We start from the raw sequence: 24,745 nt of genomic DNA, 5'->3' as shown, positions 1-24,745 counted from the left end.
GTGACACATCCAAACCAGCATAATGTTCCATAGGTCGTTCTCCTCACGCCTTATATACATGAGGCCAACATACCGGACCTCGTTCGCCACTGGAGAGCGACCGCCGCAATCACACCATGTCGTTCCGCTTTTGACCGTCAGATCGGTGGCGTTGCCAACCCTGAGCCCCACGACATCGGTGATCAGGTTCAACGGCCCGGTGCGTGTGGTGACAGTCATGTCGGCCTTTCCAGTCGAGGGAGCGATCTGCACAAAACAGGCTGTGTTAGAGCCGGATCACGAAGTCCTTGCGGGTGGTTTCCACAACCTCCCAAACCCCTCGAAAGCCGGGACGCAATACGAAACTGTCGCCTGCACGCAGGGTAATCGGCGTGCCGCCCTCCTCGGTCAGGATGCTGACACCTGACAGGATGCGGCAATATTCCCATTCGTCATAGGATACGCGCCACGCACCCGGTGTGGATTCCCAGATCCCGCAGTAGAGCCCGTCGCGATCCTCCAGCGTCCATGAGGTAAAGACCGGATCACCGGCAATCACACGATCAGGGGCGGGACGCTCGACCTCGGCGTTGCCAGATGGCATGACGGGGAAAAACAGATCGGACATCGCTACCTCCTTCGCGGGTTGCGCGCAGGCTAATGCGCGAGGCGCGTCGTCCGCAAGCGAGAAGCGGCAAACAATCCAAAGGCTTGAAACCTTTGCCAATGGCCCACATTTTCAATTGGCAAGTGCATGGCCCGCCCGCATGGGGCATTATGGCCGCACAGCAAGGAGATTTCGGGAATGGTTCTGGCATTGGCGCGATTGATCATCGTGGGGTTCATCGTCCTTACCGTGATTTATGTCTCGCTGTCCTTCTATTCCCGGTCTGTTCGCCGCACCAAGCTGCGCCGCAAATGGGACGAGGATATCCGCCGTGGCGACAGAGAGGCATTTGTCCAGCGCGGATTGAAAATCTACGACCGCTCGCTCAGGCGCAAACTGCTTTGGGGCGTCTATATCGTGCCTGTTGTGGGTATTGCCGTGGTGATCTATCTGGTGAACTTCCACTGACCGCGAAGGGGACGGGAACATGGCCTATGTGAAATGGACGTTTATCGGCACCTTCTGGCTGCTTATCGCCGCTTTTCTTCACTACACCCTTCCGCAGCACGATGTCGTGCGCATCACCGACACCTATCTTGAGCGGATCGATTTCGGCGAGAATTCGATCTTCTGGGCCAATGCGCCCACTGGCGATGCCGTGAATGCGCAGAATCGCGATGTATTCTTCATTCAGACTTTCCGCACCAATGACCGCCCGATGATCTATCGGAACGAGGATACCGGCTGGGGCTGGCCGCCCTATTTCAAGTTCAACACCTCAAACCTGCAGGCGCAGGCGGCGGATCTGGAAAGCCGTTCGACCAGCGGCCAGCAGGCGCAATGGGTGGTGATCCGCCACTATGGCTGGCGCAACGAATTTCTGTCGATCTATCCCAACGCGATCAAGATCTGGCGCGTGGACAGCCCCGATGTGACGATCATCCCGTGGATCAACATCACCATCCTGACGCTTCTGGCGGCTGTGTTCTGGGCGATCTGGGTCCGCTGGCGGCGCTTCCGTCAGGCCCGCATTGATCCCGTGCTGGAAGATATCGGCGATAGCTTTGAAGCAGCGACTGGCCACGTTATTGACAGACGTGGCAAGGTCCGCCGCTGGTGGGATGGCGTGCGCGGCAAGACCCCTGCCCGCTGATCAGCGCTTGCCGTAATAGAGGCCGACCACATGTTCGGCCTCGGCAAAGAACAACCAGCGCGAGGCAAGAACGCCGATGATATGGCTGATCACGGCCAGCATCCCCATGACATGGCTGAACGGTGCCAGAAGAAGCGCAATCGGCAGGACATAACCAAGTCCAAATGCGATCACCCGCAGCTTCAGCGCATGTTTGCGTCCCACGATATGCACCATTTCGCGCAGCAGATAATTTGGCCCAGTATGGGGCGGCTCGAAGGCGCGCACCTGCCCGATAGGACCCAGCCCCGTGGCGCTGGCCATTGTCGTGCCTGACGCAGCAAAGGCGTGGTCGCCCTGCCGCCACCACGCCAGTTGAAGGACGGCCGAGAGGGCCAGCAGGATCAGCGCCCAACTGACCTGCCCGGCCAGCAGCGCGCCTCCAGCCAGCGACAACAACAGGAACAGTGCAGGCGTCAGTGGGCTGCGCCATCGCGGCACAGTTTTCATCTGCGCGTAAATCATCGAGGTCGCCAAAACCGTGCCCAGCGCCAGCGCGCCACCCAACCAGCCCAGAAGCAGCCAATCGGCAGCAAAGAAGATCCGTCCGATGGCATAGACCCCCATCACGCCAAGCGTGGCCACAGACAGCACTGCCTCGCGGCTTAGCCAGCTTGACCGCCACTGCGTAAAGGCCAGCAGCCCGCGCTCGGGATGCCCCAGATGAAAGGCCGACGCGATCAGCCCGCCCCCCGCCAAAGCATAGGCGATCGCGAAGAACACAAAGGCCACCAGCCCGGTTGATCCTGGCATTCCCAGCCCCAGCCAGACCATCAGGCCAAAGCCCAGACCGGACAGGGTTGTGAAGGCAATGATGGACGGTGCGGGATGCATGTCAGAACCTGTCCAATGCCTTGTCCAGCCAACCAAGGAAACCCTTGGGCTGATCTGTTACGGGTTCAAGGAAGGGGGCTAGGATATCGATCTCCTCCGCCCGGTCCAGCCTGTCCTTGATCCGGGGCGGCAGGTACTTGTTCACGGGAGCTGTGCCCTGCTCCGGCATCAGGTCCATTCCACCGCGTGCCGCGACCAATTGGCTGACATCGCTGTTTGGGTCGGCCAGATCCCCGAAATGGCGCGCATTGCTGGGACAGGTCCGCACACAAGCGGGCACGCGGTCCTCCTCTGGCAGGTTCACATTATAAATTCTGTCGACGCAAAGAGTGCATTTTTTCATCACCTTGGCCGCCATATCCATCTCGCGCGCGCCATAAGGGCAGGCCCAGGCGCATAGACCGCATCCGATGCAGGCATCCTCGTTTACCAGAACGATGCCGTCCTCCTGACGCTTGTAGCTTGCACCCGTGGGGCAGACCGTCACGCAAGGGGCATTGTCGCAATGCAGACAGGATTTCGGGAAATGCACCAGTTGCGCCGCGCCCGATGCGGGCTGCACCTCATAGCTGTGCACCCGATTCAGAAAGGTGCCGGATGGTTCGGCCCCGTAGGGGTCCTGATCCGACAGAGGCGCGCCGTAGTTTTCGGTGTTCCACCCCTTGCAGGACACCACACAGGCGTGACAGCCGACGCAGGTATCAAGGTCAATGACCAGCCCCAGCTTGCGCTCGGTATGAGAGGGCAGGGTGGTCATACCTGACGCACCTCATCCGGTTCGATTATGGTTGATACGGGCTGCTCCTGTGCCGGATCCCACGTGGCGATGAACCAGATGAAACTGCCGATGATCAAAGCAACAAAAACCGCGATCAACAAAAGGGTGCGCTGCTGGGGACTCATCGACTGACCTTCCATGCCATTGAATCCGGACCCTTTCCGACAGGAGACTTGATGGCAGGATAGGCAGGCTGACTTCGCGCCGGGGCGGGCACCTTCTCGATCTTCACGCGCAGATCGAACCACGCTGCCTGCCCTGTGACTGGATCGGAATTCGACCAGCGCAACCCATCCCCGCGCGGCGGCAGCAATTCGTGGATCAGATGGTTCAACAGAAACCCCTTCTCGCCTTCCTGTGCCTCTTCATCCAGTGCCCATGCACCTTTGCGTTTGCCGATGGCATTCCACGTCCAGACCGTGTTCTCGTTCAGCGCCGCCATATGCGAGACTGGCACGGTGATCACCCCATGCGCCGAGGTCACCTGCGCCCAATCCCCCTCGGCAAAGCCATGCTGCACCCAGAGCTTTGTCGGCACATAAAGTGGGTTAACCCCGTGGATCTGGCGGAGCCATGCGTTCTGCGTGCCCCATGAGTGATACATCGCCATTGGGCGCTGCGTCAGGGCATGGATCGGGAATTCCTCAGGGTCGGCATGGCCGTCTTCCAGCGCGGCATACCAGACGGGTAGTGGGTCAAGCGTCGCCTTGATCCGCTGGCGTAGATGCTCGGGCGGTTGGCGTGTCCCATGTCCATCGGCTGCAAGTTGGAACCGCCGCAGCGGCTCGACGTAAAGCTGGAACAGATAGGGTTCGGGCTTGTCGTAAAAGCCCATGCCCACGGCCCAATCCTGATAGGCGCGGTTCCACGGTTTGAAATAGGCGGCATCTTCCGGCACATGCGCCACAAAGAAACCGCCGTTGCGGATGTATTCATCCAGTTGCGCCGCGTTGGGCATGCCGCGCCCATGGGTCAGACCCTTTTCGCCTGTGCGCCACCCGGCCAAAGGACCGACGCCGGGCTTGCGTTCGTGGTTCACGATATAGTCGGCGTAATCGACAAACCGCGCGCTGCCATCCGGGTTCACCATACCCGGCAGGTTCAACCGTGCCCCCAGATCCAGCAGCACCGACTGGAACCCGCGCACATCTCGGTCAGGCTGAACCACCGGCCAGCGGATTGCATCCCCGGCGCCATCGGCCTCGGAAATCGGGCGATCCAGAAGGCTGATGCAGTCATGCCGCTCCAGATAGGTCGTGTCGGGCAGGATCAGATCGGCATAGGCGACCATCTCGGAACTATAGGCATCGGAATAGATGATGCGCGGGATCACATAATCGCCGTTCTCGTCCGTATTGGTCAGCATCTTGATGACGCCGCCCGTGTTCATGGACGAATTCCACGACATATTCGCCATATACAGAAACAGCGTGTCGATCCGGTAGGGATCGCCGGCGTGGGCATTGCTGATGACCATATGCATCAACCCATGGGCCGACATGGGGTTTTCCCATGTGAACGCCTTGTCGATCCGCGCAGGCGTGCCGTCATCCTTGAGGCACAGGTCATCCGGCCCCTGCACATAGCCCAGATGCGGCCCATCCAGCGGCGCGCCGGGCGTCACCTTGCAATGCGGCTTGGGATGGGCGGTCGCAGGCTTGGGATAGGGTGGCTTGAAGCGCATCCCGCCGGGGGTTTCCACCGCCCCGAGCAGGATTTGCAACATATGCAGCGCGCGGGCGGTCTGGAACCCGTTGGAATGGGCCGAGATCCCCCGCATCGCGTGAAAGGCGACGGGGCGGCCCACCATGGTTTCATGACTCTCGCCCCGGAAATCGGTCCATTGCCGCTCCAGTACGACGGGTGCGTCAAAGGCGGCATGCGCAATCTGTGCTGCCAGGGCGCGGATTTTGGCCGCGGCAATTCCGGTACGTGCCGCTACGGCCTCGGGCGCATATTGCGGATCAAGATACCGTTCGGCCAGCAGATGCATCACCGGCCGATGGGTTACACCCGCATGGCGGTGGCTTGCCGCCAGATCGGGGCGCACGCCGGGTTGATCGAAGGCGGTCAGCTTGCCAGTGGCCCGGTCGATGACCAAGGGCTTGCCCGCGTCATCGCGCAGGAAAAGCCCGTATTCCGGCGATTTCGGATCGCCATTCACCAGAACGGGAGCGTTGGTATAGCGCGACAGGTAATCCACGTCGATTTTGCCCGCGCGCAGCAACTCATGCACCAGCGACAGAATCAGCAGCCCGTCAGTGCCCGGAGTGATCCCCAGCCAGTCATCGGCCACGGCGTTGTAACCAGACCGGATCGGATTGACCCCCACGATCCGCGCCCCGCGCGCCTTGAGCTTGCCGATCCCCATCTTGATCGGGTTGCTGTCATGATCCTCGGCTACGCCGAACAGGATGAACAGCTTCGTATGCTCCCAATCGGGCTGGCCGAACTCCCAGAAGGCCCCGCCCATCGTGTAGATGCCCGCCGCCGCCATGTTGACGCTGCAAAACCCGCCATGGGCAGCGAAGTTGGGCGTGCCGAATTGCTGCGCCCACCAACCGGTGAAGCTTTGGGACTGATCCCGCCCGGTAAAGAAGGCCAGCTTTTCGGGGGCGGTTTCGCGCAATGGCTTCAACCACGATACCGCGAGCGCCAGCGCCTCGTCCCAGCTGATCTCTTCGAACTGCCCGGATCCGCGCGGCCCAACCCGCTTTAACGGCGCGCGCAGTCGCGAAGGTGCGTTGACCTGCATGATCCCGGCCGAGCCCTTGGCACAGAGAACACCCTTGTTCACAGGATGATCGCGGTTGCCTTCGATATAGGCGACCTTGTCTCCTTTCATGTGCACGTTGATCCCGCAACGGCAGGCGCACATGTAGCAGGTGGTCTTGCGGATCTCGTCCGATACAGGGGGAGAAGTGTCCAGATATGGCTGGGTCATGCCGTCACCCCCTGCATCAGCGACAGGGCATCGCGTGCGATCTGCCGTTCCTCATCCGCAGGCACGATATGGACGGGCACCGGTCCGAAACAGGCAAGATGCGCAACGATCGTGTCACGCACCGCCCCTGCATTCTCGCCAATGCCACCCGTGAAGGCGATGGCGTCCAGACCGCCCATGGCGACAATGGCCGATCCCGCCTGCCGCGCGGCCCAATAGCAGAAATGATCCACCGCAAAGCGTGCCCGCTCCGTATCGGTGGCGAGAAGCTCTGCCATGTCATTTGTGCCGCCAACCGCGCGTAACCCGCTGTCATGATTCAACAGATGTGCCGCCCCCTCGATCCCGTGATCCGCAGCCATCCGCAGCACCGCCATCCCGTCGATACTTCCCGCACGGCTGCCCATCACCAAACCATCCAGCGGCGAATACCCCATCGAGGTCGCAACCGAGCGCCCCTCAACGATCGCGCAAAGACTGGCGCCGTTGCCCAGATGCAGCGCCAGCAAGCGCCCCGGCAGGGCCGGGCGCAGCTTCTCGACCAGTCCCGCATAGCTCAGCCCGTGAAAGCCATAGCGCCGGATGCCTTTGTCACGCTCGGCCTTCGGAATGGCATAGGTCACGGCAAGCGCCGGATTCGTTGCGTGAAAAGCCGTATCAAAGCTGGCGAATTGCGGCAGATCCGGGGCCAGCCGCATCAAGGCTGCGATTCCCGACAGGTTATGCGGGTTGTGAAGCGGCGCCAGATCATTGCAGGCGGCCACTTTGTCCAACACCTCCGGCGTCAGCCGGGCGGGGGCCGTCAGATCCGCGCCACCATGCACGATCCGATGCGCCGCAGCCGTCAAGCGGTCCAGCGTGATACCCTCTCCGGACAAAGCCCCAAGCAGATGCGCCAGTGCCGACCCGTGATCCGCAGCAAGCACGGCCTCGGCTCGGTCACCTATCCGCAACCGGGCTGAGGCACTGCCGATCTCGGACACAGCCGCATGGCAAAGCGACACCAGATCCCTGTCGAACACCTCGACCTTGATCGAGCTGGACCCGGCATTGACGACCAGGATCATCGCCGCACCCCCGCCGCGATGACCCCCAGCGCCGCCGATGCTATGCGCGCCGGTGCCCCCTGCGCACGAGAGGTCAGCAGGACCGGAACCTTCAATCCCAGCACGACCCCGGCGGCACAGCACCCCATCCCCAGCGACATCAGCTTGAAGATCGCATTCCCCGTTGTGATGTTGGGCGTCAGGATGATGTCCGCGTCCCCCGCGACGGGCGAGACATAGTTCTTGGCCGCCGCCGCCTCGGCCGAAAAGATCAGATCCAGCGCCATCGGTCCGGCCACATCTGCCTGTGGCAAGGCGGTTTTGGCCCAGGCAGAGATCACAGCCGCATCCATCGAATTCTGAAGCGAGGGAAGCGGATCCTCATTCGCCGACAGGATGCCCGCCTTGGGACGCGCGATCCCCAACTGCTGTGCCAGACGCACGGCGTGGGTCAGGCAGGCCTGACGACAGGCGATATCCGGATCCACGTTCAGCGCACCATCAGTCAGCAGAAGCGGACGGTCGGAATGGGGCGCCGTGATGTGAAACACATGACCGCAGCGCGTATCGGCGTCCCGCAGTCCGGCCGCGCGCGGCAACAGACCTTTGAGAAAGACCGAAGTATGCACCTGCCCCTTCATGATCGCATCGACCTCGCCCTTGCGGGCCAATTCGGCGGCCCGGTGGCTCGCCTCGGCCCCGGGGGCGTGGATCAGGCGCAGGGCGGCGATATCCCAGCCGATTTCATCTGCCACAGTCCTGATCTTTGGCGCATCCCCAATCAGGACAGGGTGGGCCAGCCCCGCGTCGGCGGCCTCGCGGATCCCTTCAAGCGCATTCACGCTGCCGGCATTCACCAGCGCGACGCGCGGCACCGGCAGGCCACGCGCCTGATCCAGAAGTCGCCGCGGAGCCTCTGCGGTCACTTGCGACAAGAAGGGAAAGGGTTCTCTCATGACCGGTTCAATCGACCACGGGTTCAGACATTAGGCAAGGGTGAAGGATCAGCGTTCCGACCTTGCCTTTGCTGAAGGACAATCCTTCCCGGCGGATGCGCTCCGCGCGGGGGATATTTCCGGCAAGAAGAAACATGGCGGCGCTGTGGACCCACCGGGTTCAGAGCGGCTGCTGTGTGCGCATATCGGCGGCGGAAATGCCTGCGACCGGAACCGGTTTCTTCATGGCGTCGCGGCGGAAGGGTTCACCCAGTTCTTGGTTGATGAGGGCTTCGATCAGCGTGGTCTTGCCATGCTGCATCTGATCCTCGATCGCAGTGGTCAGGGCGGCGCGCAATTCCTCCATCGTTTTCGCCTGCACACCCTGCAAGCCACAGGCGCGCGCGATTGCGGCATAACTGACCTGTTCATCCAGTTCGGTGCCCACGAAATTGTCGTCATACCACAGGGTCGAATTGCGCTTTTCCGCGCCCCATTGGTAGTTTCGGAACACGACCATCGTGATGGCGGGCCATTCCGGGCGGCCGATCGCGGTCAGTTCCGTGACTGCGATGCCAAAGGCACCGTCCCCCGCAAAGCCCACCACCGGCGTATCGGGGCAGCCGATCTTGGCACCGATAATGGACGGAAGACCGTAACCGCAGGGCCCGAACAGACCGGGTGCAAGATACTTCCGCCCCGCCTCGAAGCTGGGATAGGCGTTGCCGATGGCGCAGTTGTTGCCGATATCCGAGCTGATAATCGCGTCGCGTGGCAGCGCGGACTGGATCGCCCGCCAGGCCATCCGGGGGCTCATCCAGTCAGGCTTGTCGGCGCGGGCACGCTGATTCCATGTGGTGCCGGGGTCGTCCTCTTCATGATCCATCGAGGAGAGTTGCTGCGCCCATTGCGATTTCGTCTGTGCGATCAGGGATTTCCGCTCGATCCGACCGGCATCGCCTGCTGTCGGCGAAAGCCTTTCAAGAATGGAGATGGCGACCTTCTTCGCGTCGCCCACAATCCCCACCGTTACCTTTTTGGTCAGGCCGATACGGTCAGGGTTGATATCGACCTGAATGATCTTGGCCTCTTTCGGCCAGTAGTCGATGCCATAGCCCGGCAGCGTCGAGAACGGATTGAGCCGCGTGCCAAGACACAGCACCACATCTGCCTTGGCGATCAGCTCCATCCCCGCCTTTGACCCGTTATATCCCAGCGGCCCTGCAAACAACGGATGCGAGCCGGGGAAGGCGTCATTGTGCTGATAGCCCACGCAGACCGGCGCATCCAACCGTTCGGCCAGCGCCATGGACGCGGGGATTGCCCCGCCCAGAACCACGCCCGCGCCGTTCAGAATTACCGGGAAACGCGCAGATGACAAAAGGTCGGCGGCGCGTTGCACCGCCTCCTCGCCGCCGCCGGGGCGCTCGAAGGTCACCATTTCGGGCAACTCGATATCGATCACCTGCGTCCAGTAATCGCGCGGCATGTTGATCTGTGCCGGGGCCGACATCCGCCGCGCGTTCAGGATAACCCGGTTCAATACCTCAGCCACGCGGGACGGGTCGCGCACCTCCTCCTGATAGGCGACCATGTCCTTGAACAGCGCCATCTGCTCGACCTCCTGAAAACCGCCCATGCCGATGGTCTTGTTGGCGGCCTGCGGCGTGACGAGCAGCAGCGGCGTGTGGTTCCAGTAGGCGGTTTTCACGGCCGTCACGAAATTGGTGATGCCGGGCCCGTTCTGCGCAATCATCATCGACATCTTGCCCGTGGCGCGAGTATACCCATCCGCCATCATCCCGCCCGAGCCTTCATGGGCGCAATCCCAAAAGGTGATGCCCGCGCGCGGGAACAGATCGGAAATCGGCATGAATGCGGAACCGATGATCCCGAAGGCATGTTCGATCCCATGCATCTGAAGGGTCTTCACGAAGGCTTCTTCGGTTGTCATTTTCATGGGGAATGCTCCGGTCAGGGGAAAAGGCCCGTAACCGGGCAAGGATCAGATTAGGGGCCACCGACCTTTGACAATAGGGCCAGTTGATCTATGCCACTAGGGCCAGAGTAAACCGCTTACTGCATCAGCGCATCGCTTCCGCGACCAACCGGACCCCGTCGCCGATCCGTGTCGATGGGATCGAGGAATATGCCAGACGATAGAAATGGGCGGGAGGGGTGTCGGCCGCGAAGAAAGGTGCACCCGGTTCGATCAGCACTCCCTTGGCGCGCAGATCAAGTGCCACCTGCCCGGTATCCACCCCGTCCCGCGCGCGCATCCAGATGCTTGATCCACCGAAGGTGCCACGTCCGGCGATGGTCAATCCGTGCTGCTGGATCGCCTCTTCGAGAACCTTGCGGCGGTCCGAGAGGGCACGGGCCATACGCCGGATCTGTGCATCGTAATGGCCCAGCGACAGAAAATAGGCCGCCGTGCGCTGAATGTGCCCCGGCGGATGGCGCAGCACACTGGCGCGCAGGGCGCGGGCCTCGCGGATGAACGCCTCGGACCCCACCAGATAGCCAAGCCTCAACCCCGGAAACAGCGATTTCGAGAAGCTGCCCACATAGATCACGCGCCCGTCCGTATCCAGCGACTTCAACGCCGGAGAGGGTGGCGACAGATAGGACATCTCGAACTCGTAATCATCCTCGACGATGATCGCATCCAATGCGCGCGCATGGTCCAGCAAAGCCCGGCGACGGTCCATCGGCATGGTGGCCGAGGTGGGGCATTGATGGCTGGGCGTGGTGAAGATGACATCCGTGCCATCCGGGATCGCATCAGGCGGCAGACCGTCCGCGTCCACGGGAACAGGGGCCAGACGGCAACGCGACTGCATGAGGATATCGCGCAGCGCGTGGTAGCAAGGGTCCTCGATCGCGGCCAGACGACGTTGTGTCAAAAGAACCTGAGCCGTCAGCCACAGCGCGTTCTGCGCGCCGAGCGTTACTAGAATCTCGGACGGTCGCGCCACGATTCCGCGCCGGGGCAGGGTGTGACGGGTGATGAATTCGATCAGTTGCGGGTCGTCCTGATCATAGTAGTCGGTTGTCAGTGCGGTGAAATCCCGCGCCCCCAGCGCCTGCACGGCGCAAAGCCGCCAGTTGGCATGATCGAACAGGGTGGGGTCCGCCTGACCATAGATGAAGGGATATCGGAAACTGGCCCAATCCTGTGGTTTCACCGGGGTCGATCCCCCCGTAAAGCGCTGCCCGATGGCGCGCGTCCAGTCCACCGCATCTTGTCGGGGCACGGTGGTCGGGCCGGGTGGCGGTTCCGGTGCATTGTCAGAGACATAGTAACCCGACCGCCCCTTGGCGGCGAGGTAGTCATTGGCCAGCAATTCCGTATAGGCCAGTGTCACTGTGATGCGGCTGATTCCCAGATGCAGCGCCAGACGGCGGGTGGAGGGCAGCTTCTCGCCACGCCGGAAACGGCCCGACAGAATACCGCCAGCGATCATCTGCTGGATGCGCGCCTGCAACGTGCCCTGCGCTGCGGGATCAAGAAAGAAGGTCTCGACGGGTATGGCCATGACCTTACTCTATGCTGGCCCTAAGGCTCGCGTAAACTGGTCTTATTGCGTGTAGGGCTTGTTCCTGTCCACGGCTGCAGCGATGTTTCTGCGGCACAGGGATCACAAAGGGAGCGCGCAATGATTGCCGTGATATTCGAAGTCACCCCGAAAGAGGGTATGAAACAGTCCTATCTGGACATGGCCACCAAGATGCGTCCCTTGGTCGAGGGGATGGATGGATTCATCAGCGTCGAGCGGTTCCAAAGCCTGACAAACCCTGACAAGCTGCTCTCGATCTCGTTCTTTGAGGATGAAGCGGCGCTGGATCGCTGGCGGCAACTGCCAGAGCATCGTGGCGCGCAAAAGGCCGGGCGGGGACAGATGTTCGCGGATTACCAGCTGAAGGTCCTGCATGTATTGCGCGACTACGGGATGACCGAACGGGATCAGGCACCGGCTGACAGCAAGGCGCTGCACGGGTAGGCAACTGAAAAAGGCGCGAGGTTTCCCCCGCGCCTTTTTCTCAGATATGGGTGATGATCAGCCGAAAACGCGGGTCAGCGCCCCGTCGACGCCCTCGATGATCTGGTCGATATCGTCCTTCGTGGCGATCAGCGCGGGGCTGAAGCACAAGGTATTGTTCAGGCCGGGCAAGGAGCGGTTGGTCGCCCCGATGATGATGCCCTGCGCCATGCAATCGGCCGTGACCATCTGCACCCGCTTTTCCGCCATAGGCTCGCGCGTGCTGCGATCCGCTACCAGTTCCGCGCCAAGGAACAGACCCTTGCCACGGACATCGCCGATGACCGCGTGCTTGTCTTTCAGCTCGGCCAGACGGTCCAGCATGTAATGGCCCATCTTTGTGGTGTTCTCGAGCAGACCTTCTTCCTCGATGATGGCCATGTTCTCCAGCGCCGCAGCCGGGCCAGCGGTGCAGCCGCCGAAGGTCGAGATGTCGCGGAAATAGTTCAGCGGATCGGTCGCATCATCCTTGAACATGTCAAACACGGATTCGGTCGTCACCAGACAGGCGATGGCGGCATAGCCTGATGCCACACCCTTGGCCATTGTGACCATGTCGGGCTGGACGCCATATTGCTGATAGCCGAACCAAGTGCCGGTCCGGCCAACACCGCAGACAACCTCGTCGATATGCAGCAGCACATCGTATTTCCGGCAGATCTCCTGAACGCGCTGCCAGTAACCTTCGGGCGGGGTAATGACACCGCCGCCGGCGGTGACAGGCTCAAGGCAGATGCCGCCCACGGTTTCGGGACCTTCGGCCAGAATGACGGCTTCGATCTGGTTGGCGGCCCATTCGCCGTAATTCTCGACCGGGGCACCCTGATCGGCGGCGCGGTATTCAAGGCAATGGGGCACGCGGACGAAACCGGGGGCAAAGGGGCCGTATTGCGCGTTGCGCTCATCCTGACCTCCGGCCGACAGACAGCCGATGGTCGTGCCGTGATAATCGCGGTCACGATACAGGATCTTGTGCTTCTTGCCGCCATGGCGCTTGTGCGCGATCTGGCGGATCATCTTGAAGGCTTTCTCGTTCGCCTCCGAGCCAGAGTTGCAGTAATAGACCCGGCTCATGCCCGGCATCTTCTCGATCAACCGTTCCGAGAACATCGCCCCGGGGATCGACCCGGCTGAGCCTGCGAAATAGTTCAGCTTGATCAACTGGTCGCGCACGGCGTTTGCGATCCGCTCACGGCCATAACCGACGTTCACGGTCCAGACACCACCCGACACGGCGTCCAGATGTTCCTTGCCTTTCTGGTCCCAGACACGCATCCCCTTGCCCTCGACGATGATGCGGGGATCGGTCGTCTCATAGGGTTTGTGCTGGCTCAGGTGGTGCCAGACATGGGCGCGGTCGGCGTCCACAACAGCCTGAATGTCATTGTCGAACTTGCCGTCCATCATTTTGCCGCTCCATCTGAATGCAAAGGTATTTGGCCCGCCGTTCGGCAAGCATTGCGCCGTAGTATCACATGCAACCAAGGGCAAAGAAATAGGGCCAGATCGCCTGCTTCATTAAGGCCAGCCAGATGACGGCGCGGCGCCTTCTTTTTGGGCGAGCCGATCAAACGGCTGAAGATAAACCGAAAACCTTGTTCAGATCCTGTGAAAAGACAGGCGCCTGCCACCGGGTTGGATCGCAGCGGATAGAAAATCATTGAAGGGAATCGGCTTTTCCGGTCCGATATTCGCAGCGGTCGGACGGCGCCGTCATGGATGGCACGGGTTGCACCGTCAGAATCGACAGACCACCGCAACAGGTGGCGTTAACCGACGGGAGATATGGATGACACCGAAAGCAAGACTGATGGGGGCCGTCGCTGGCCTTGCCATGGCTGTGGTTGCGACTGCCGCTACAGCCCAGGAAATCACTGTGGCCTATTTCACCGAATGGCCCATGCCTTTCCAATATGCCAAGCAGATGGGCACCTTTGACGAGGCGCTGGGCGTCAAGGTCAACTGGCGCGCCTTCGACACCGGCACCGCCATGAGCGCCGCCATGGCATCGGGTGATGTGCATATTGCGGTCAGCCAAGGTGTGCCGCCCTTCGTTGTGGCCACCAGCGCCGGACAGGATCTTCAGATCATCGACGTGGCCGTGTCCTATTCGGACAATGACAACTGCGTCGTGCGCACGGATCTTGAGATCGACAAGACAAATGCCGCCGAACTGGCGGGCAAGAAGGTCGCCGTCCCGCTGGGCACCGCCGCGCATTATGGTTTTCTGCGCCAGATGGACCATTTCGGCATTGATCTGGCCAGCCTCGAGATCGTGAACATGGCTCCGCCCGAAGGAGCGGCTGCGCTGGCACAAGGTGCCGTGGACATGGCCTGCGGCTATGGCGGTGGCCTCAACCGTATGAAAGAGCACGGCAATGTCCTGCTGACCGGGGCCGAAAAGGAAGAGCTGGGGATCCTCGTCTTTGACGTAACATCCTCGCCCGCGTCCTTCGTGGCAGAAAACCCCGAACTGGTGGCGGCGTTCGTCAAGGTGACGGCGGATGCCAACGCGATGTGGAACGAAGGGTCGAAAAAGGCAGAGATGCTGCCCGTGATCGCCAAGGACGCCGGCATGGACGAAGCAGCAGCCGAACGTGACATGAGCACGTTCGTCTTCCCCTCGATCGAGGATCAATTGTCCGCCAAATGGCTGGGTGGCGGCGCGCAGGATTTCATGCTGGGCGTGGCGCAGGTCTTTGTGGATGCGGGCAGTATCCCGTCGGCCTTGGAAAGCTATGCCGACCGGGTGAACACCGGGCCTCTGACGACCGCGAAGGGGATGTAGATATCATCGGCAGGGCTGCCAACGGGCGGCCCTGCCGGCTGCGCGGGCGGATGCGCTCCGCGCGGGGATATTTTGGGCAAGAAGAAGCCGGTTGTCCCAGGGCCTGATGTCAGGCGCGCGGGCCAAAGCCGGACCCGGGAACAGGAAGGGGCGGGGCGTGTCGACACTTTCCATCGACAAGATATCGATGCGGTTCGATCTGCCGAATGGCAGCCATGTGCAGGCGCTGCGGGATGTGAGCCTGACACTGAACACCGGTGAATTGCTGAGCGTGCTGGGCCCTTCAGGCTGTGGCAAGACTACGCTTCTGAACATTGTGGCGGGATTCCTGGCCCCCACCGAAGGCCAGATCACCCTGAATGGCGCGCGGGTCACGGGGCCCGCTGCGGAACGCGGGATGGTGTTCCAGCAGGGCGCATTGTTCGAATGGATGAGCGTGCGCGACAATGTCAGCTTTGGCCCCCGGATGGCGGGCCAGCGCGAAGCGCAGTGGAAAGGCACGGTGGATCACCTGCTGGACGTCGTGGGGCTTCGCGATTTCAAGGACAAGGCCGTCTACGAGTTATCGGGCGGGATGCAGCAGCGCGTGGCACTGGCGCGCTGCCTTGCGAATGATCCCGACGTGATCCTGATGGACGAGCCCTTGGGCGCGCTGGACGCACTGACGCGCGAGAAGATGCAGGGTCTGGTCCTGAAGCTGTGGAAGGAAACCGGCAAGACCATCATCCTGATCACCCACTCGGTCGAGGAGGCCTTGCTTCTGGGCGAGCGGCTTCTTGTCATGGCGCCGCGTCCGGGGCGCATCCATCGCGAATATCGCCTGCCCTTTGCCGAGATGGGCGTGGGTCAGGACCTGCGCAGCGTGAAGCGCCATCCCGATTTCGCAACACGCCGCGAAGAGATCCTGGGCATGATCTGGGATATGGAAGAAGAGATCATGGGCAGATCCGTGGAGGCGGGCGCATGATTCCGCTTCTGCTGATCTATCTGGCGATCTTCGTGGGCAGTTTCGTCGTGATCCGGATCGGGTTGCGGCGGCTGCGGGAAAGCCATGACTTCACCTCGCTCAAGACCGTGACCTTCGGCGACGAAAGCGCGGTCCGACCGGATCGTGCGGCCAGCCTCATTTCTGTGCTGACGATCTTTCTGATCTGGGGAGCCTTTACCGGCAGCAAATGGGCACCTTTCCATGTCCCCGGCCCTTTCATCGGCGAGACACGGTTCACTTACACGGTCGAAGGCCCGGACGGCGCACGTGATGACGCCACTGTTTTTGCCCGTGTGGCACCGCCGGGTGAGACCGCCGCACCCCCCGAGGTCGAACCTGGCGAAGGCTTTGCCAGGAACGATGCCGTGACCGTGGGAGCATGGCGGTCAGTGTTGGTGACATGGGACGATAATGACGCCCTGTCCCGCGCGGATGGGGTCAAGGTCGTGGCCATCGAGGGCCAACCCGTCATGCCCGGTGACAGCGTCGATACCCCAGCGGGCCGTGTGACCCTTACAGCGCGCGGTACGCTGAACTTCTCGCCCTCCAAGGGGATGCAGATGGAGCCGATCTGGCTTCCACCGCCCGAAGCGGTGGTGGCGCGCGTGTCCGAAATTGCGGCCAGCGGCTATCAGAATTTCACCCTGTGGGAACATCTGGGCTGGTCGCTCTATCGGGTTATTGCGGGTTTTGTGCTGGGCGCGCTGGTGGGCATCCCGCTGGGCTATGCAATGGGCCTTTCGGGCTGGTTCCGCGGATGGTTCGATCCCATCGTCGAATTCATGCGCCCCGTGCCGCCTTTGGCCCTGATCCCGCTGGTGATCATCTGGGCGGGGATCGGCGAGTCAGGCAAGATCATCCTGCTTTTCCTGGCCGCCCTCTGGATCATGACGATTGCAGCGCGGGCGGGGGTTTCCGGTGTCGCGATTTCCAAGGTCCACGCTGCGTATTCGCTGGGGGCCAGCAAATGGCAGATCCTGCGCCATGTGATCGTGCCGAATTCCCTGCCCGAGATCTTTACCGGCGCGCGGGTGGCCATGGGCGTGTGCTGGGGCACCGTCGTGGCCGCCGAACTTGTGGCTGCGGAGAAGGGCGCAGGCATGATGATCATGGTCGCCAGCCGGTTCCAACTGACCGACGTCGTGATCATGGGGATCATCCTGATCGGGATCATCGGCTATGGCATCGACATCCTGATGCGGATCGCGGAAAAGTGGCTTGTGCCCTGGAAAGGGCGCGTCTGATTTTCTGACAAAGGCGATCCGATGACTTCTGATGACCGCGCCTTTCTGGCGTCCCTGTTCAAGGCGGCGGTCGCCGCCGCCGATCCACGGCGCGCGCTTGCAGCAACCCTGCCGGAACGCCCCAAGGGGCGAACGGTGGTGATCGGCGCGGGCAAAGGCGCGGCGCAACTCGCGGCAGCGTTTGAGGATCTCTGGGACGGGCCACTGGAGGGCGTGGTTGTCACGCGCTACGGCTATGCCTGCCCGACCCGGCAGATCCGTGTGCTTGAAGCCGCCCATCCGGTGCCGGACAAGGCGGGTCTGGCTGCAACTGACGCACTGTTCAAGGCTGTTTCGGGTCTGGGTCCGGACGATCTGGTGGTGGCACTGATTTGCGGTGGCGGCTCTGCCTTGCTGGCCGCCCCTGCCGCGGGTTTGACGCTTGAGGATGAGGTGGCGCTGAACAAGGCGCTGCTGGCTTCTGGCGCGCCGATTGGCGCGATGAACGCGATCCGCAAGCAGATCAGCCGGATCAAGGGTGGCAGGCTGGCCGCAGCGGCGCATCCCGCCCGGGTGGTCAGCCTGATCGTGTCGGATGTGCCAGGCGACGATCCGGCGCAGGTCGCATCTGGCCCGACTGTCCCCGATGATGTCGGCCGGGCCGAGGCGCTTAGGGCGGTGCGCGATCACGCGATAGACCTGCCAGATAGAATTGTGCGCCATCTGCAGGACGCCCCCGAGGATGCGCCAAAATCGGACGATCCGCGCTTTGCCGGGAATGTCGTGCAGGTCATCGCGTCAGCCGCGCGCTCACTCGAGGCGGCAGCGGATGTTGCGCGTTCAACAGGGGTGGAGGCGGTGATTCTGTCCGACGCCATCGAGGGCGAGGCGCGCGAAGTGGCGCGGATGCATGGGGCCATGGCCCGTGAGGTGGCGCAGCGCGGCAGACCTTTTGCGGCCCCCGTGGTGATGCTGTCAGGTGGCGAAACAACTGTGACGATCAAGGGCGATCACGGGCGCGGCGGGCGCAACAGCGAATTCATGCTCTCGCTGGCGTTGGAGATCGAGGGCTGCGCGGGCATATCCGCACTTGCCGCTGATACAGATGGTATCGACGGGTCCGAGGACAACGCGGGCGCATTTGCAGATGGGCAGACCGTGACACGGATGCGCGCGGCAGGGCTGGATCCTGCGGCGCTGCTGGCGGGGCATGACGCATGGAGCGCCTTTGACGCGGTGGGTCAGCTTTTCGTGACAGGCCCGACGGGAACCAATGTCAACGACCTGCGCGCGATCCTGATCCGGACGTGATCTAATCGGTATTCAGCAGAATCGCCTCGACACGGCGGTTTGCTTCGCGGCCTTCAGGTGTCGTGTTGGGCGCGATTGGCGAGAGATAGCCCATCCCTTCAGCGTCAAGCTGGCCACCAGGCACCCCGTATTCCGAGATCAACCGCTCCCTGACCGATGCGGCGCGCTGACGGGACAAGGTGATGTTGACGGGCAGACCGCCTACGGCATCGGTATGGCCCACCAAAGCAACGCGGAGTGACGGATCAGCCAGCAAGAAGGCCGACAGCGCCTCAAGCGTCTGAAAGCGGCCGTCAGACAGTTCCGATGATCCGGTCTGGAAGCTGAGGTCCGAGAGGATGACATGGCCATGCAGTTTCAGGCTGTCGCTCAAAGGAAGCGGTTCACCTGCGGCCTCGGAGGCGGGCGGGCCGACCGACGGAGTGACCGGGTTCGGTGGTGCAACGACTGGCTCTGGTTCGTCCGTTGTCGCACTGTCGCCTAGCGTATTCACGCGCAGGCTTTCGGCATCAGGGTCCGAGGTCACACGAATCATCTGCACGAAACCCGCATTGGCCGAAGCGCTGACCAGGACGCCGACGTGATCCTGTGGCCCGCGCCGGGCCGAAAAGAATCGGAAATCCGTCAGGTCGACATACATGTCGGGCGCGGGCAGAACTTCGGTCGCGAAGCGGAAATCAAAACCACCGCAGGCGCTGGCGTCACACTCGAACAAAAGCTCGTATCCCACCGCGGCCAGCTGTTCGCGCAGTGGCGTGAGAAGTTGCAAGGTTGTCAGGGTTTGCCCGGGAAACCGGAACACCTGCCTCTCGACCTGCCCTTCCAGATCCAGAACACGCAGACGCCCCTCGGCAAAGGGACCGGTGGCCAGAGCGTGACTGTCCGGCGCAGTAACCACCCGCGTTGTCATCTGGGCGCTGAACGGCAAGGTGAGGTCAAGCGCGCGAGCCTGATCCGCAGCGCCCAGCACCAATACCAGACCAAAGCAGCGGGCAATCACGTTCAAGGGGGTGTTGATCCACATCCCGATGAGTCACCGGGCCTGCGCGTGATACTCGTCATTCGGACGCATATCGGTGGCCGAAGCGACCCGGTTCGTCATATTGTAGAATGCCGCCACATTCGCGATGTCCCAGATGTCGCGGTCACTGAAACCCACATCGCGCAGCGCCTGACGGTGATGTTCCTCGACCGTGGCGGATGCGGTGGTCACAAGCGCCGCGAAATCCAGCATCGCGCGCTGCCGCGTATCCAGAGGCGCGACGCGGTAGTTCATTACCAGCATCTCGCCAAGTTTCGGGTCACCCGACAACTGCCGCACGGCGGCACCATGCGCGGTCAGGCAATAGAAGCAGCGGTTGATCGAGGACACAGTAACCGCGATCATCTCGCGCTCCAGCTTGCTCAGGCCGCTGTCGGCCAGCATCAGATCGTTATACAGCGCCGAGAACGTGTTCAGCTTGTCGATGTCAAAGGCATGGGCCCGCAGCACATTGGGCACCATCCCCAGCTTGTCCTGACAAATGTCGAAATATTTCTGCGTTGCCGCTGGCAGAGGATCGACGGGCGGTAGGTTCAGGGCGGTGGGCTGGTCGGCGTTGCTCATCAGGTGTTCATTCCATGTCGTCTGGATGCTTGCGATAATGATACTGTCCCACAAGCGCCATCCCGAGGGAAGCATAGAGGGTGTTTGCGCCGATATTCGCCTGTGTGCAGACCACGGCCAGATGACTGGCCCCGTTGTCCTGTGCCCAGAACGCCGCCATCCGCATGAACCAGCCAGCCATTCCTTGCTTGCGCTGATGCGGCAGAACCTCAAGCGCATGCACCATCGCGATACCGTCATGGATCGCCACGAAAGCGGTGCCGCCCGGATGATCGTTCAACCGTCCGAGGATCGAAGTCTTTGGCCCCTTCGCCCGCTGCATCACCGCCAGCCGCCCCGGTCCGATCCCGCCTTTGGCCCAGATGTCGATCTGGATCGCCAGCGGTTCCCACACGCAGAAGGCAGTGACGGGCGGCGGGCGGCGCGTGGCCACGCCTTGCACAGGCGCCACATAAAGGTTGACCGGATCGACAACCGCGTAACCGCGTTCGGCCAGCATCCTGTCCAATGCCGCATCCCCTTCGCGGATCTGGAAAAGCCGGGGTTGATTCATCGCCCGCATGGCGATTTCGGCCGCGTCGATATCCGCTGCCGTGACCGGGCCCATCGCTGTGGCCGCAGATACCCGCTGGCCACCGCCATCACCCCGGCGCAGCAGGAAAGGTCCCTGTTGCCGCACTTCGGCGGCGGGCCAAGTGCCGTCGATCACATCGTAAAGGCGCGCGGCGTCTGGCATCATGCCGGGAAAATCGCCGACAGTTCGGCCATTGCGGCGTCAACGCGGGCACCGTCCTGCCCCCGGATCACGATATTCGCACCAAATGCACCGTTGATCTGATAAGGATAGGACCCGATGGACAGATCAGGGTAACGCGCGGCCAGATCGCCCAGAGGCCCAGCAATGTCGCCCTCGCCCCGCTGGATGCGCAGGGTCTGCGACAAAAGCGGCTTGCCCCCTGTCAGCGTCGGCAAGACCGAGGCGACCATGGCCTGAAACACGGTCGGCACACCGGCCATGACATGCACATTCTCCAACGTAAAACCCGGTGCGGTCGAGACGGGGTTCTCGATCAGCGCGGCACCTTCGGGAATACGCGCCATGCGCAGACGGGCGGCGTTCAACTCCCCTCCGGTGCGGGCATAATGCGCGGCCAGCAAGGCACGCGCGTCATCGCGCACATCGATCGACCGGCCAAAGGCGGCGGCGATGCAATCGGCGGTGATGTCGTCATGGGTCGGCCCGATCCCGCCCGAGGTGAAGACATGGGTATAGGCTGCTGACAGCGCCTTGGCGGCGGCGATGATGGCCGGGGCATCATCGCTGACCACGCGCACCTCGCGCAGATCAATGCCGACCTTGGTCAACTCGCCGGCCAAGTAATGCATGTTGCTGTCGCGGGTGCGACCCGACAGGATCTCGTCCCCGATCACGATCATGGCGGCGGTGGGATTGGTCATGGCGCTGTCCTTGATTGCTGTGATGCCACGGTATAGGCCCAAGACCATGCGCTTTCCAAGCCCTCTGCTGCCCGCTCGCCTGATCCGCCGCTACAAGCGGTTTCTGGCGGATGTGATCCCCGAGACCGGACCCGATGCCGGGGTCGAGGTGGTCGCGCATTGTCCCAATCCCGGCTCGATGCTGGGGCTGGCAGAGCCCGGTACACGGATCTGGCTTGAACGCAATGAAGACCCCAAGAAAAAGCTGCGCTATGGCTGGCGTCTGGTCGAACATGCGGACGGGCATTTCACGGGCATCGACACGGGTTGGCCCAACCGGATGCTGCGCGCAGCCCTTGAGGCGAGGGCCGTGCCCGAACTGGCCACTTATGACCGCGTGCTGCCGGAACAGCGCTACGGCAGCGCCAGTCGCGTGGATTTCCTGCTGCGTGGCCCCGGATTGCCCGACGCTTATGTCGAGGTCAAAAGCGTCACCCTGTCACGCGCACCGGGACTGGCCGAGTTTCCCGACAGCGTGACTGCCCGTGGAGCAAGGCATCTTGCAGAATTGGCCGAGGTTGTGCGGCAGGGACACCGCGCCGTTCTCTTTTACCTTGTGCAACGCAGCGATTGCACCCGCTTTGCATTGGCTGCGGATCTTGATCCAGCTTACGCAGCAGCGGCCCGGACCGCATCAGACGCAGGTGTCGAGGTGATCTGCTATGCCTGCCACCTTGGCCCCGAAGGCATCCAATTGTCACATCCGATGACAGCCTTGTGCGGGGGCACTGGCAAGTTGTGCTAAATCGGCCTAAATAAAGGCAAAACGGATTTGCAGGACGGAGTCCCGGTTTGAACGATCAACATCGCGGCCGCCTTACGCGGGATGGCATCCGCATTCATGAGGCCGGCGACTTCGCCGGGATGCACCGGGCTGGGCAGGTCGCGGCACGGATTCTGGACGAGATCGCCGCACATGTGCAGCCGGGCGTCACAACGGGGGAACTTGACCGGATCATCGAAGCAAAGGTCGCCGAAGCGGGTGCGAAATCGGCGACAATCGGCTACAAAGGCTATCAGCACGCCAGCTGTATCAGCCTGAACCATGTGGTCTGCCATGGGATTCCGGGTGACAAAAAGCTCAAGGACGGCGACATCCTCAATATCGACGTGACAGTGATCGTCGATGGGTGGTTCGGCGATACCAGTCGGATGTATGCGGCCGGCACCTTGCCGAGAAAAGCCGAGCGTCTGATCGAGGTCACCCATGACGCCCTGATGCTGGGGATCGAAGCGGTCAAACCCGGCAATACTTTCGGCGATATCGGGCATGCGATTCAAAGCTTTGTCGAGGCGCACCGCATGAGCGTCGTGCGCGATTTCTGTGGTCATGGTCTGGGCCGCGTCTTTCACGCACCCCCCAACGTGCTGCACTATGGCCGCCCCGGAACGGGACCGGTGCTGGAGGAAGGCATGTTCTTCACCATCGAACCCATGGTGAATATCGGGCGCCCCGAGACCAAGGTTCTGGCCGATGACTGGACAGCCGTGACCCGTGACAAATCCCTGAGCGCACAGTTCGAACACTCTGTCGGTGTGACCGCTACGGGCTGCGAGATCTTCACGCTCTCTCCTGCGGGACGGTTCCACCCGACATACGGCTGAGGCGTTTTTGCACCCGCAGGATGCGCTCCGCGCGGGGATATTTGAGGCAAGAAGAAGCGCAACGCAGTCTATACAGCCGGAAGACGGATGCGGCCGCGTCCAAGACGCGGGTGCAGGCTTCCTGCAATTCCCCATGCCAACCAGAGCCCTGCTCCGCAGGCCATGAACACACCCGGCAAAGGCGCCACCAGCAATACGAGCCAGGCCACACCGGGCGTCAGGATACCTGACACGTCACGGAAACTGGAATAGACGGCGGACATCTCGGTCCGCTCCGAGGGTTTGACAGCCATCAGAAACGGCAGCCCGCCGCAAACATCCAACAGGATCAGGCAGAAGGATGCGGCCATCAGGGCCCCGACGGCCCCCCACGGCAGCCATTGTCCGATGCCCGCCGCAAAGAACAGCGCGCCCGAAGCGAAAAACCCGAAGCGCACCGCGGTGCGGATCGAACTGGCCTGCACGAAACGCAGCATGAGCGGAGTCAGGAACAGGGTGCCGTTGGTGATCGACAGCACGATCCCGCCCGTCGCCTCGCCCAGACCGGATTCGACGGCGAAGATCGGCAGGTAGACGACATAGACCCACCATCCGCAGGACCGTATCACCGCGAAAAGCCAGCCTGCGATCAGGCGCGGTTGCGCGAAGAAGCGGCCCAGAAAGGCCAGCGGATTGGGGGCAGGCGCGCGCGCGCGGCTGATCAGCTTGCCATTACCCAATCGCATCGACCAGAAGACAGACAGCATGCAAAGCGACGAAATCCCCGCCACCACGAAAGGCGCGGGGCGCCACATCGCCATCAGTGTCACTCCCAGCACTGGCCCAACGGTCCAGCCCAGCGCGGAGTAGAACATGCGCATCGATTCCGCCCGCCCCAGATCCGCGCGCGCGATATAGTCCAGCACATAGGCGTTGAAGCAGACGAAGGTGATGACTGTCGCTAGCGTATTGCACAAAAGAGCGAACATGATCATCTCGGTGCCGCCAAAGATCGAGATGCTGGAGCCGATCACATAGAGCGAGGCACCCGTCGTATACATCCAGCGGCGCGGCAGGAACCGGTTCAACCAAGGGACCATCAACCCCGCCAGAAGCGAGGTGATCCCGATCATGAAATAGACCTGCGAGACCGTCTGCGCGTCTTGCAGGGCACGATACATTTCCAGCGGAAATACCGAGATGAGGATACCGCGCGTGATCGCCTCGAACCCCTGAAGGGTGGCGAAACCCCGGACGCCCGGCGCAGGGGCAAAACGGGTCCACAGGGGAATGTAACGGGTGGCCATGGGTCTTCCGGATCAGTCTCCGGTCAAGCTGGACCCGGGCGGTTTCTGCTGCTTTGCCATTTCCGACCCTGTCGCGAGTCGTC

25 protein-coding genes and 1 pseudogene are annotated in these 24,745 nt (G+C 62.1%); 9 read left to right on the top strand and 17 right to left on the bottom strand.

Annotation, left to right across the window (positions count from 1 at the left end; genetic code table 11):
- Window positions 1-219 (bottom strand): annotated as a pseudogene (locus PVW27_RS15410) (hypothetical protein); the annotation flags it as partial.
- Between the two features lie 46 nt (window positions 220-265).
- Entirely contained in the window at window positions 266-607 is a 342-nt protein-coding gene (locus PVW27_RS15405; protein WP_274559241.1) for a cupin domain-containing protein, read from the bottom strand.
- A 177-nt stretch (window positions 608-784) separates the two neighbouring features.
- On the opposite strand from PVW27_RS15405, the gene PVW27_RS15400 reads away from it, so the two are divergent.
- Entirely contained in the window at window positions 785-1,054 is a 270-nt protein-coding gene (locus PVW27_RS15400) for a hypothetical protein (protein ID WP_274559239.1), read from the top strand.
- A 19-nt stretch (window positions 1,055-1,073) separates the two neighbouring features.
- Window positions 1,074-1,739, top strand: coding sequence for a DUF1523 family protein (locus PVW27_RS15395; protein ID WP_274559237.1), 666 nt, complete (start codon window positions 1,074-1,076; stop codon window positions 1,737-1,739).
- Here the strand turns inward: PVW27_RS15395 and PVW27_RS15390 are convergent, their stop codons facing one another.
- The 8 genes from PVW27_RS15390 to pdxR form a co-directional block, all read right to left on the bottom strand.
- Window positions 1,740-2,612, bottom strand: a complete 873-nt coding sequence (locus tag PVW27_RS15390; RefSeq protein ID WP_274559235.1) for a dimethyl sulfoxide reductase anchor subunit family protein — start codon at window positions 2,610-2,612, stop codon at window positions 1,740-1,742. It lies immediately after the preceding gene.
- A 1-nt stretch (window position 2,613) separates the two neighbouring features.
- Window positions 2,614-3,369: a 4Fe-4S dicluster domain-containing protein gene (locus PVW27_RS15385; RefSeq protein WP_274559233.1), complete on the bottom strand. Its 756-nt coding sequence runs from the start codon at window positions 3,367-3,369 to the stop codon at window positions 2,614-2,616.
- Window positions 3,366-3,515, bottom strand: coding sequence for a hypothetical protein (locus tag PVW27_RS15380; protein WP_274559231.1), 150 nt, complete (start codon window positions 3,513-3,515; stop codon window positions 3,366-3,368). Before PVW27_RS15380 ends, PVW27_RS15385 begins: the two co-directional genes overlap by 4 nt.
- Complete coding sequence (locus tag PVW27_RS15375) at window positions 3,512-6,334, bottom strand: molybdopterin oxidoreductase family protein (protein ID WP_274559230.1); 2,823 nt, start codon at window positions 6,332-6,334, stop codon at window positions 3,512-3,514. Before PVW27_RS15375 ends, PVW27_RS15380 begins: the two co-directional genes overlap by 4 nt.
- A complete protein-coding gene (locus PVW27_RS15370; RefSeq protein ID WP_274559228.1) occupies window positions 6,331-7,401 on the bottom strand; it encodes an acetate/propionate family kinase in 1,071 nt (356 codons plus the stop codon). Before PVW27_RS15370 ends, PVW27_RS15375 begins: the two co-directional genes overlap by 4 nt.
- Window positions 7,398-8,336, bottom strand: a complete 939-nt coding sequence (locus PVW27_RS15365) for a phosphate acyltransferase (RefSeq protein ID WP_274559226.1) — start codon at window positions 8,334-8,336, stop codon at window positions 7,398-7,400. Before PVW27_RS15365 ends, PVW27_RS15370 begins: the two co-directional genes overlap by 4 nt.
- Window positions 8,337-8,496: 160 nt before the next feature.
- Entirely contained in the window at window positions 8,497-10,275 is a 1,779-nt protein-coding gene (xsc, locus tag PVW27_RS15360) for a sulfoacetaldehyde acetyltransferase (RefSeq protein WP_274559224.1), read from the bottom strand.
- A gap of 124 nt (window positions 10,276-10,399) precedes the next feature.
- A complete protein-coding gene (gene pdxR / locus PVW27_RS15355) occupies window positions 10,400-11,854 on the bottom strand; it encodes a MocR-like pyridoxine biosynthesis transcription factor PdxR (RefSeq protein ID WP_274559222.1) in 1,455 nt (484 codons plus the stop codon).
- Window positions 11,855-11,974: 120 nt separating this feature from the next.
- On the opposite strand from pdxR, the gene PVW27_RS15350 reads away from it, so the two are divergent.
- Entirely contained in the window at window positions 11,975-12,319 is a 345-nt protein-coding gene (locus PVW27_RS15350; RefSeq protein ID WP_274559220.1) for an antibiotic biosynthesis monooxygenase family protein, read from the top strand.
- Between the two features lie 57 nt (window positions 12,320-12,376).
- Here PVW27_RS15350 and PVW27_RS15345 read toward each other — a convergent pair whose 3' ends face one another.
- Together PVW27_RS15345 and PVW27_RS15340 are read right to left on the bottom strand one after the other, a co-directional pair.
- A complete protein-coding gene (locus PVW27_RS15345) occupies window positions 12,377-13,762 on the bottom strand; it encodes an aminotransferase family protein (protein ID WP_274559253.1) in 1,386 nt (461 codons plus the stop codon).
- A complete protein-coding gene (locus PVW27_RS15340; protein WP_274559219.1) occupies window positions 13,762-14,019 on the bottom strand; it encodes a hypothetical protein in 258 nt (85 codons plus the stop codon). The genes PVW27_RS15345 and PVW27_RS15340 overlap by 1 nt, the downstream gene beginning before the upstream one ends.
- A gap of 128 nt (window positions 14,020-14,147) precedes the next feature.
- Here PVW27_RS15340 and PVW27_RS15335 point away from each other — a divergent pair, with 128 nt between their 5' ends.
- The 4 genes from PVW27_RS15335 (at window position 14,148) to PVW27_RS15320 (ending at window position 18,668) form a co-directional block, all read left to right on the top strand.
- A complete protein-coding gene (locus PVW27_RS15335) occupies window positions 14,148-15,146 on the top strand; it encodes a taurine ABC transporter substrate-binding protein (protein ID WP_274559218.1) in 999 nt (332 codons plus the stop codon).
- Window positions 15,147-15,303: 157 nt separating this feature from the next.
- A complete protein-coding gene (locus PVW27_RS15330; RefSeq protein WP_274559217.1) occupies window positions 15,304-16,113 on the top strand; it encodes a taurine ABC transporter ATP-binding protein in 810 nt (269 codons plus the stop codon).
- A complete protein-coding gene (locus tag PVW27_RS15325) occupies window positions 16,113-17,378 on the top strand; it encodes an ABC transporter permease (RefSeq protein ID WP_274559251.1) in 1,266 nt (421 codons plus the stop codon). The genes PVW27_RS15330 and PVW27_RS15325 overlap by 1 nt, the downstream gene beginning before the upstream one ends.
- Window positions 17,379-17,399: 21 nt before the next feature.
- Window positions 17,400-18,668, top strand: coding sequence for a glycerate kinase type-2 family protein (locus PVW27_RS15320; RefSeq protein ID WP_274559216.1), 1,269 nt, complete (start codon window positions 17,400-17,402; stop codon window positions 18,666-18,668).
- Between the two features lies 1 nt (window position 18,669).
- On the opposite strand, the gene PVW27_RS15315 is transcribed toward PVW27_RS15320, so the two are convergent.
- Genes PVW27_RS15315 through PVW27_RS15300 form a run of 4 tightly spaced genes read right to left on the bottom strand, consistent with a single transcriptional unit; the run spans window position 18,670 to window position 21,732 of the window.
- Window positions 18,670-19,692: an OmpA family protein gene (locus PVW27_RS15315; protein WP_274559215.1), complete on the bottom strand. Its 1,023-nt coding sequence runs from the start codon at window positions 19,690-19,692 to the stop codon at window positions 18,670-18,672.
- A 9-nt stretch (window positions 19,693-19,701) separates the two neighbouring features.
- Window positions 19,702-20,274 carry a peroxidase-related enzyme gene (locus PVW27_RS15310; RefSeq protein ID WP_274559214.1) on the bottom strand — a complete coding sequence of 191 codons (573 nt, stop codon included), beginning with the start codon at window positions 20,272-20,274 and terminating at the stop codon, window positions 19,702-19,704.
- A 7-nt stretch (window positions 20,275-20,281) separates the two neighbouring features.
- Window positions 20,282-21,013 (bottom strand): GNAT family N-acetyltransferase, encoded by a 732-nt coding sequence (locus PVW27_RS15305; RefSeq protein WP_274559213.1) that lies wholly within the window; start codon window positions 21,011-21,013, stop codon window positions 20,282-20,284.
- Complete coding sequence (locus tag PVW27_RS15300; RefSeq protein WP_274559212.1) at window positions 21,010-21,732, bottom strand: competence/damage-inducible protein A; 723 nt, start codon at window positions 21,730-21,732, stop codon at window positions 21,010-21,012. The genes PVW27_RS15305 and PVW27_RS15300 overlap by 4 nt, the downstream gene beginning before the upstream one ends.
- Window positions 21,733-21,778: 46 nt before the next feature.
- On the opposite strand from PVW27_RS15300, the gene sfsA reads away from it, so the two are divergent.
- Complete coding sequence (gene sfsA, locus PVW27_RS15295) at window positions 21,779-22,516, top strand: DNA/RNA nuclease SfsA (RefSeq protein ID WP_274559211.1); 738 nt, start codon at window positions 21,779-21,781, stop codon at window positions 22,514-22,516.
- A gap of 47 nt (window positions 22,517-22,563) precedes the next feature.
- Window positions 22,564-23,376, top strand: coding sequence for a type I methionyl aminopeptidase (map, locus tag PVW27_RS15290; RefSeq protein WP_274559209.1), 813 nt, complete (start codon window positions 22,564-22,566; stop codon window positions 23,374-23,376).
- A 68-nt stretch (window positions 23,377-23,444) separates the two neighbouring features.
- Here map and PVW27_RS15285 read toward each other — a convergent pair whose 3' ends face one another.
- Entirely contained in the window at window positions 23,445-24,662 is a 1,218-nt protein-coding gene (locus PVW27_RS15285) for an MFS transporter (RefSeq protein WP_274559208.1), read from the bottom strand.
- Between the last annotated feature and the right edge of the window lie 83 nt (window positions 24,663-24,745).

Origin of the sequence: Seohaeicola sp. 4SK31 (assembly GCF_028802875.1) — a bacterium.
GTDB lineage: Bacteria > Pseudomonadota > Alphaproteobacteria > Rhodobacterales > Rhodobacteraceae > Seohaeicola.
The sequence above is the reverse complement of the archived record's forward strand: the minus strand, read 5'-3'. Positions and strand labels throughout refer to the sequence as shown.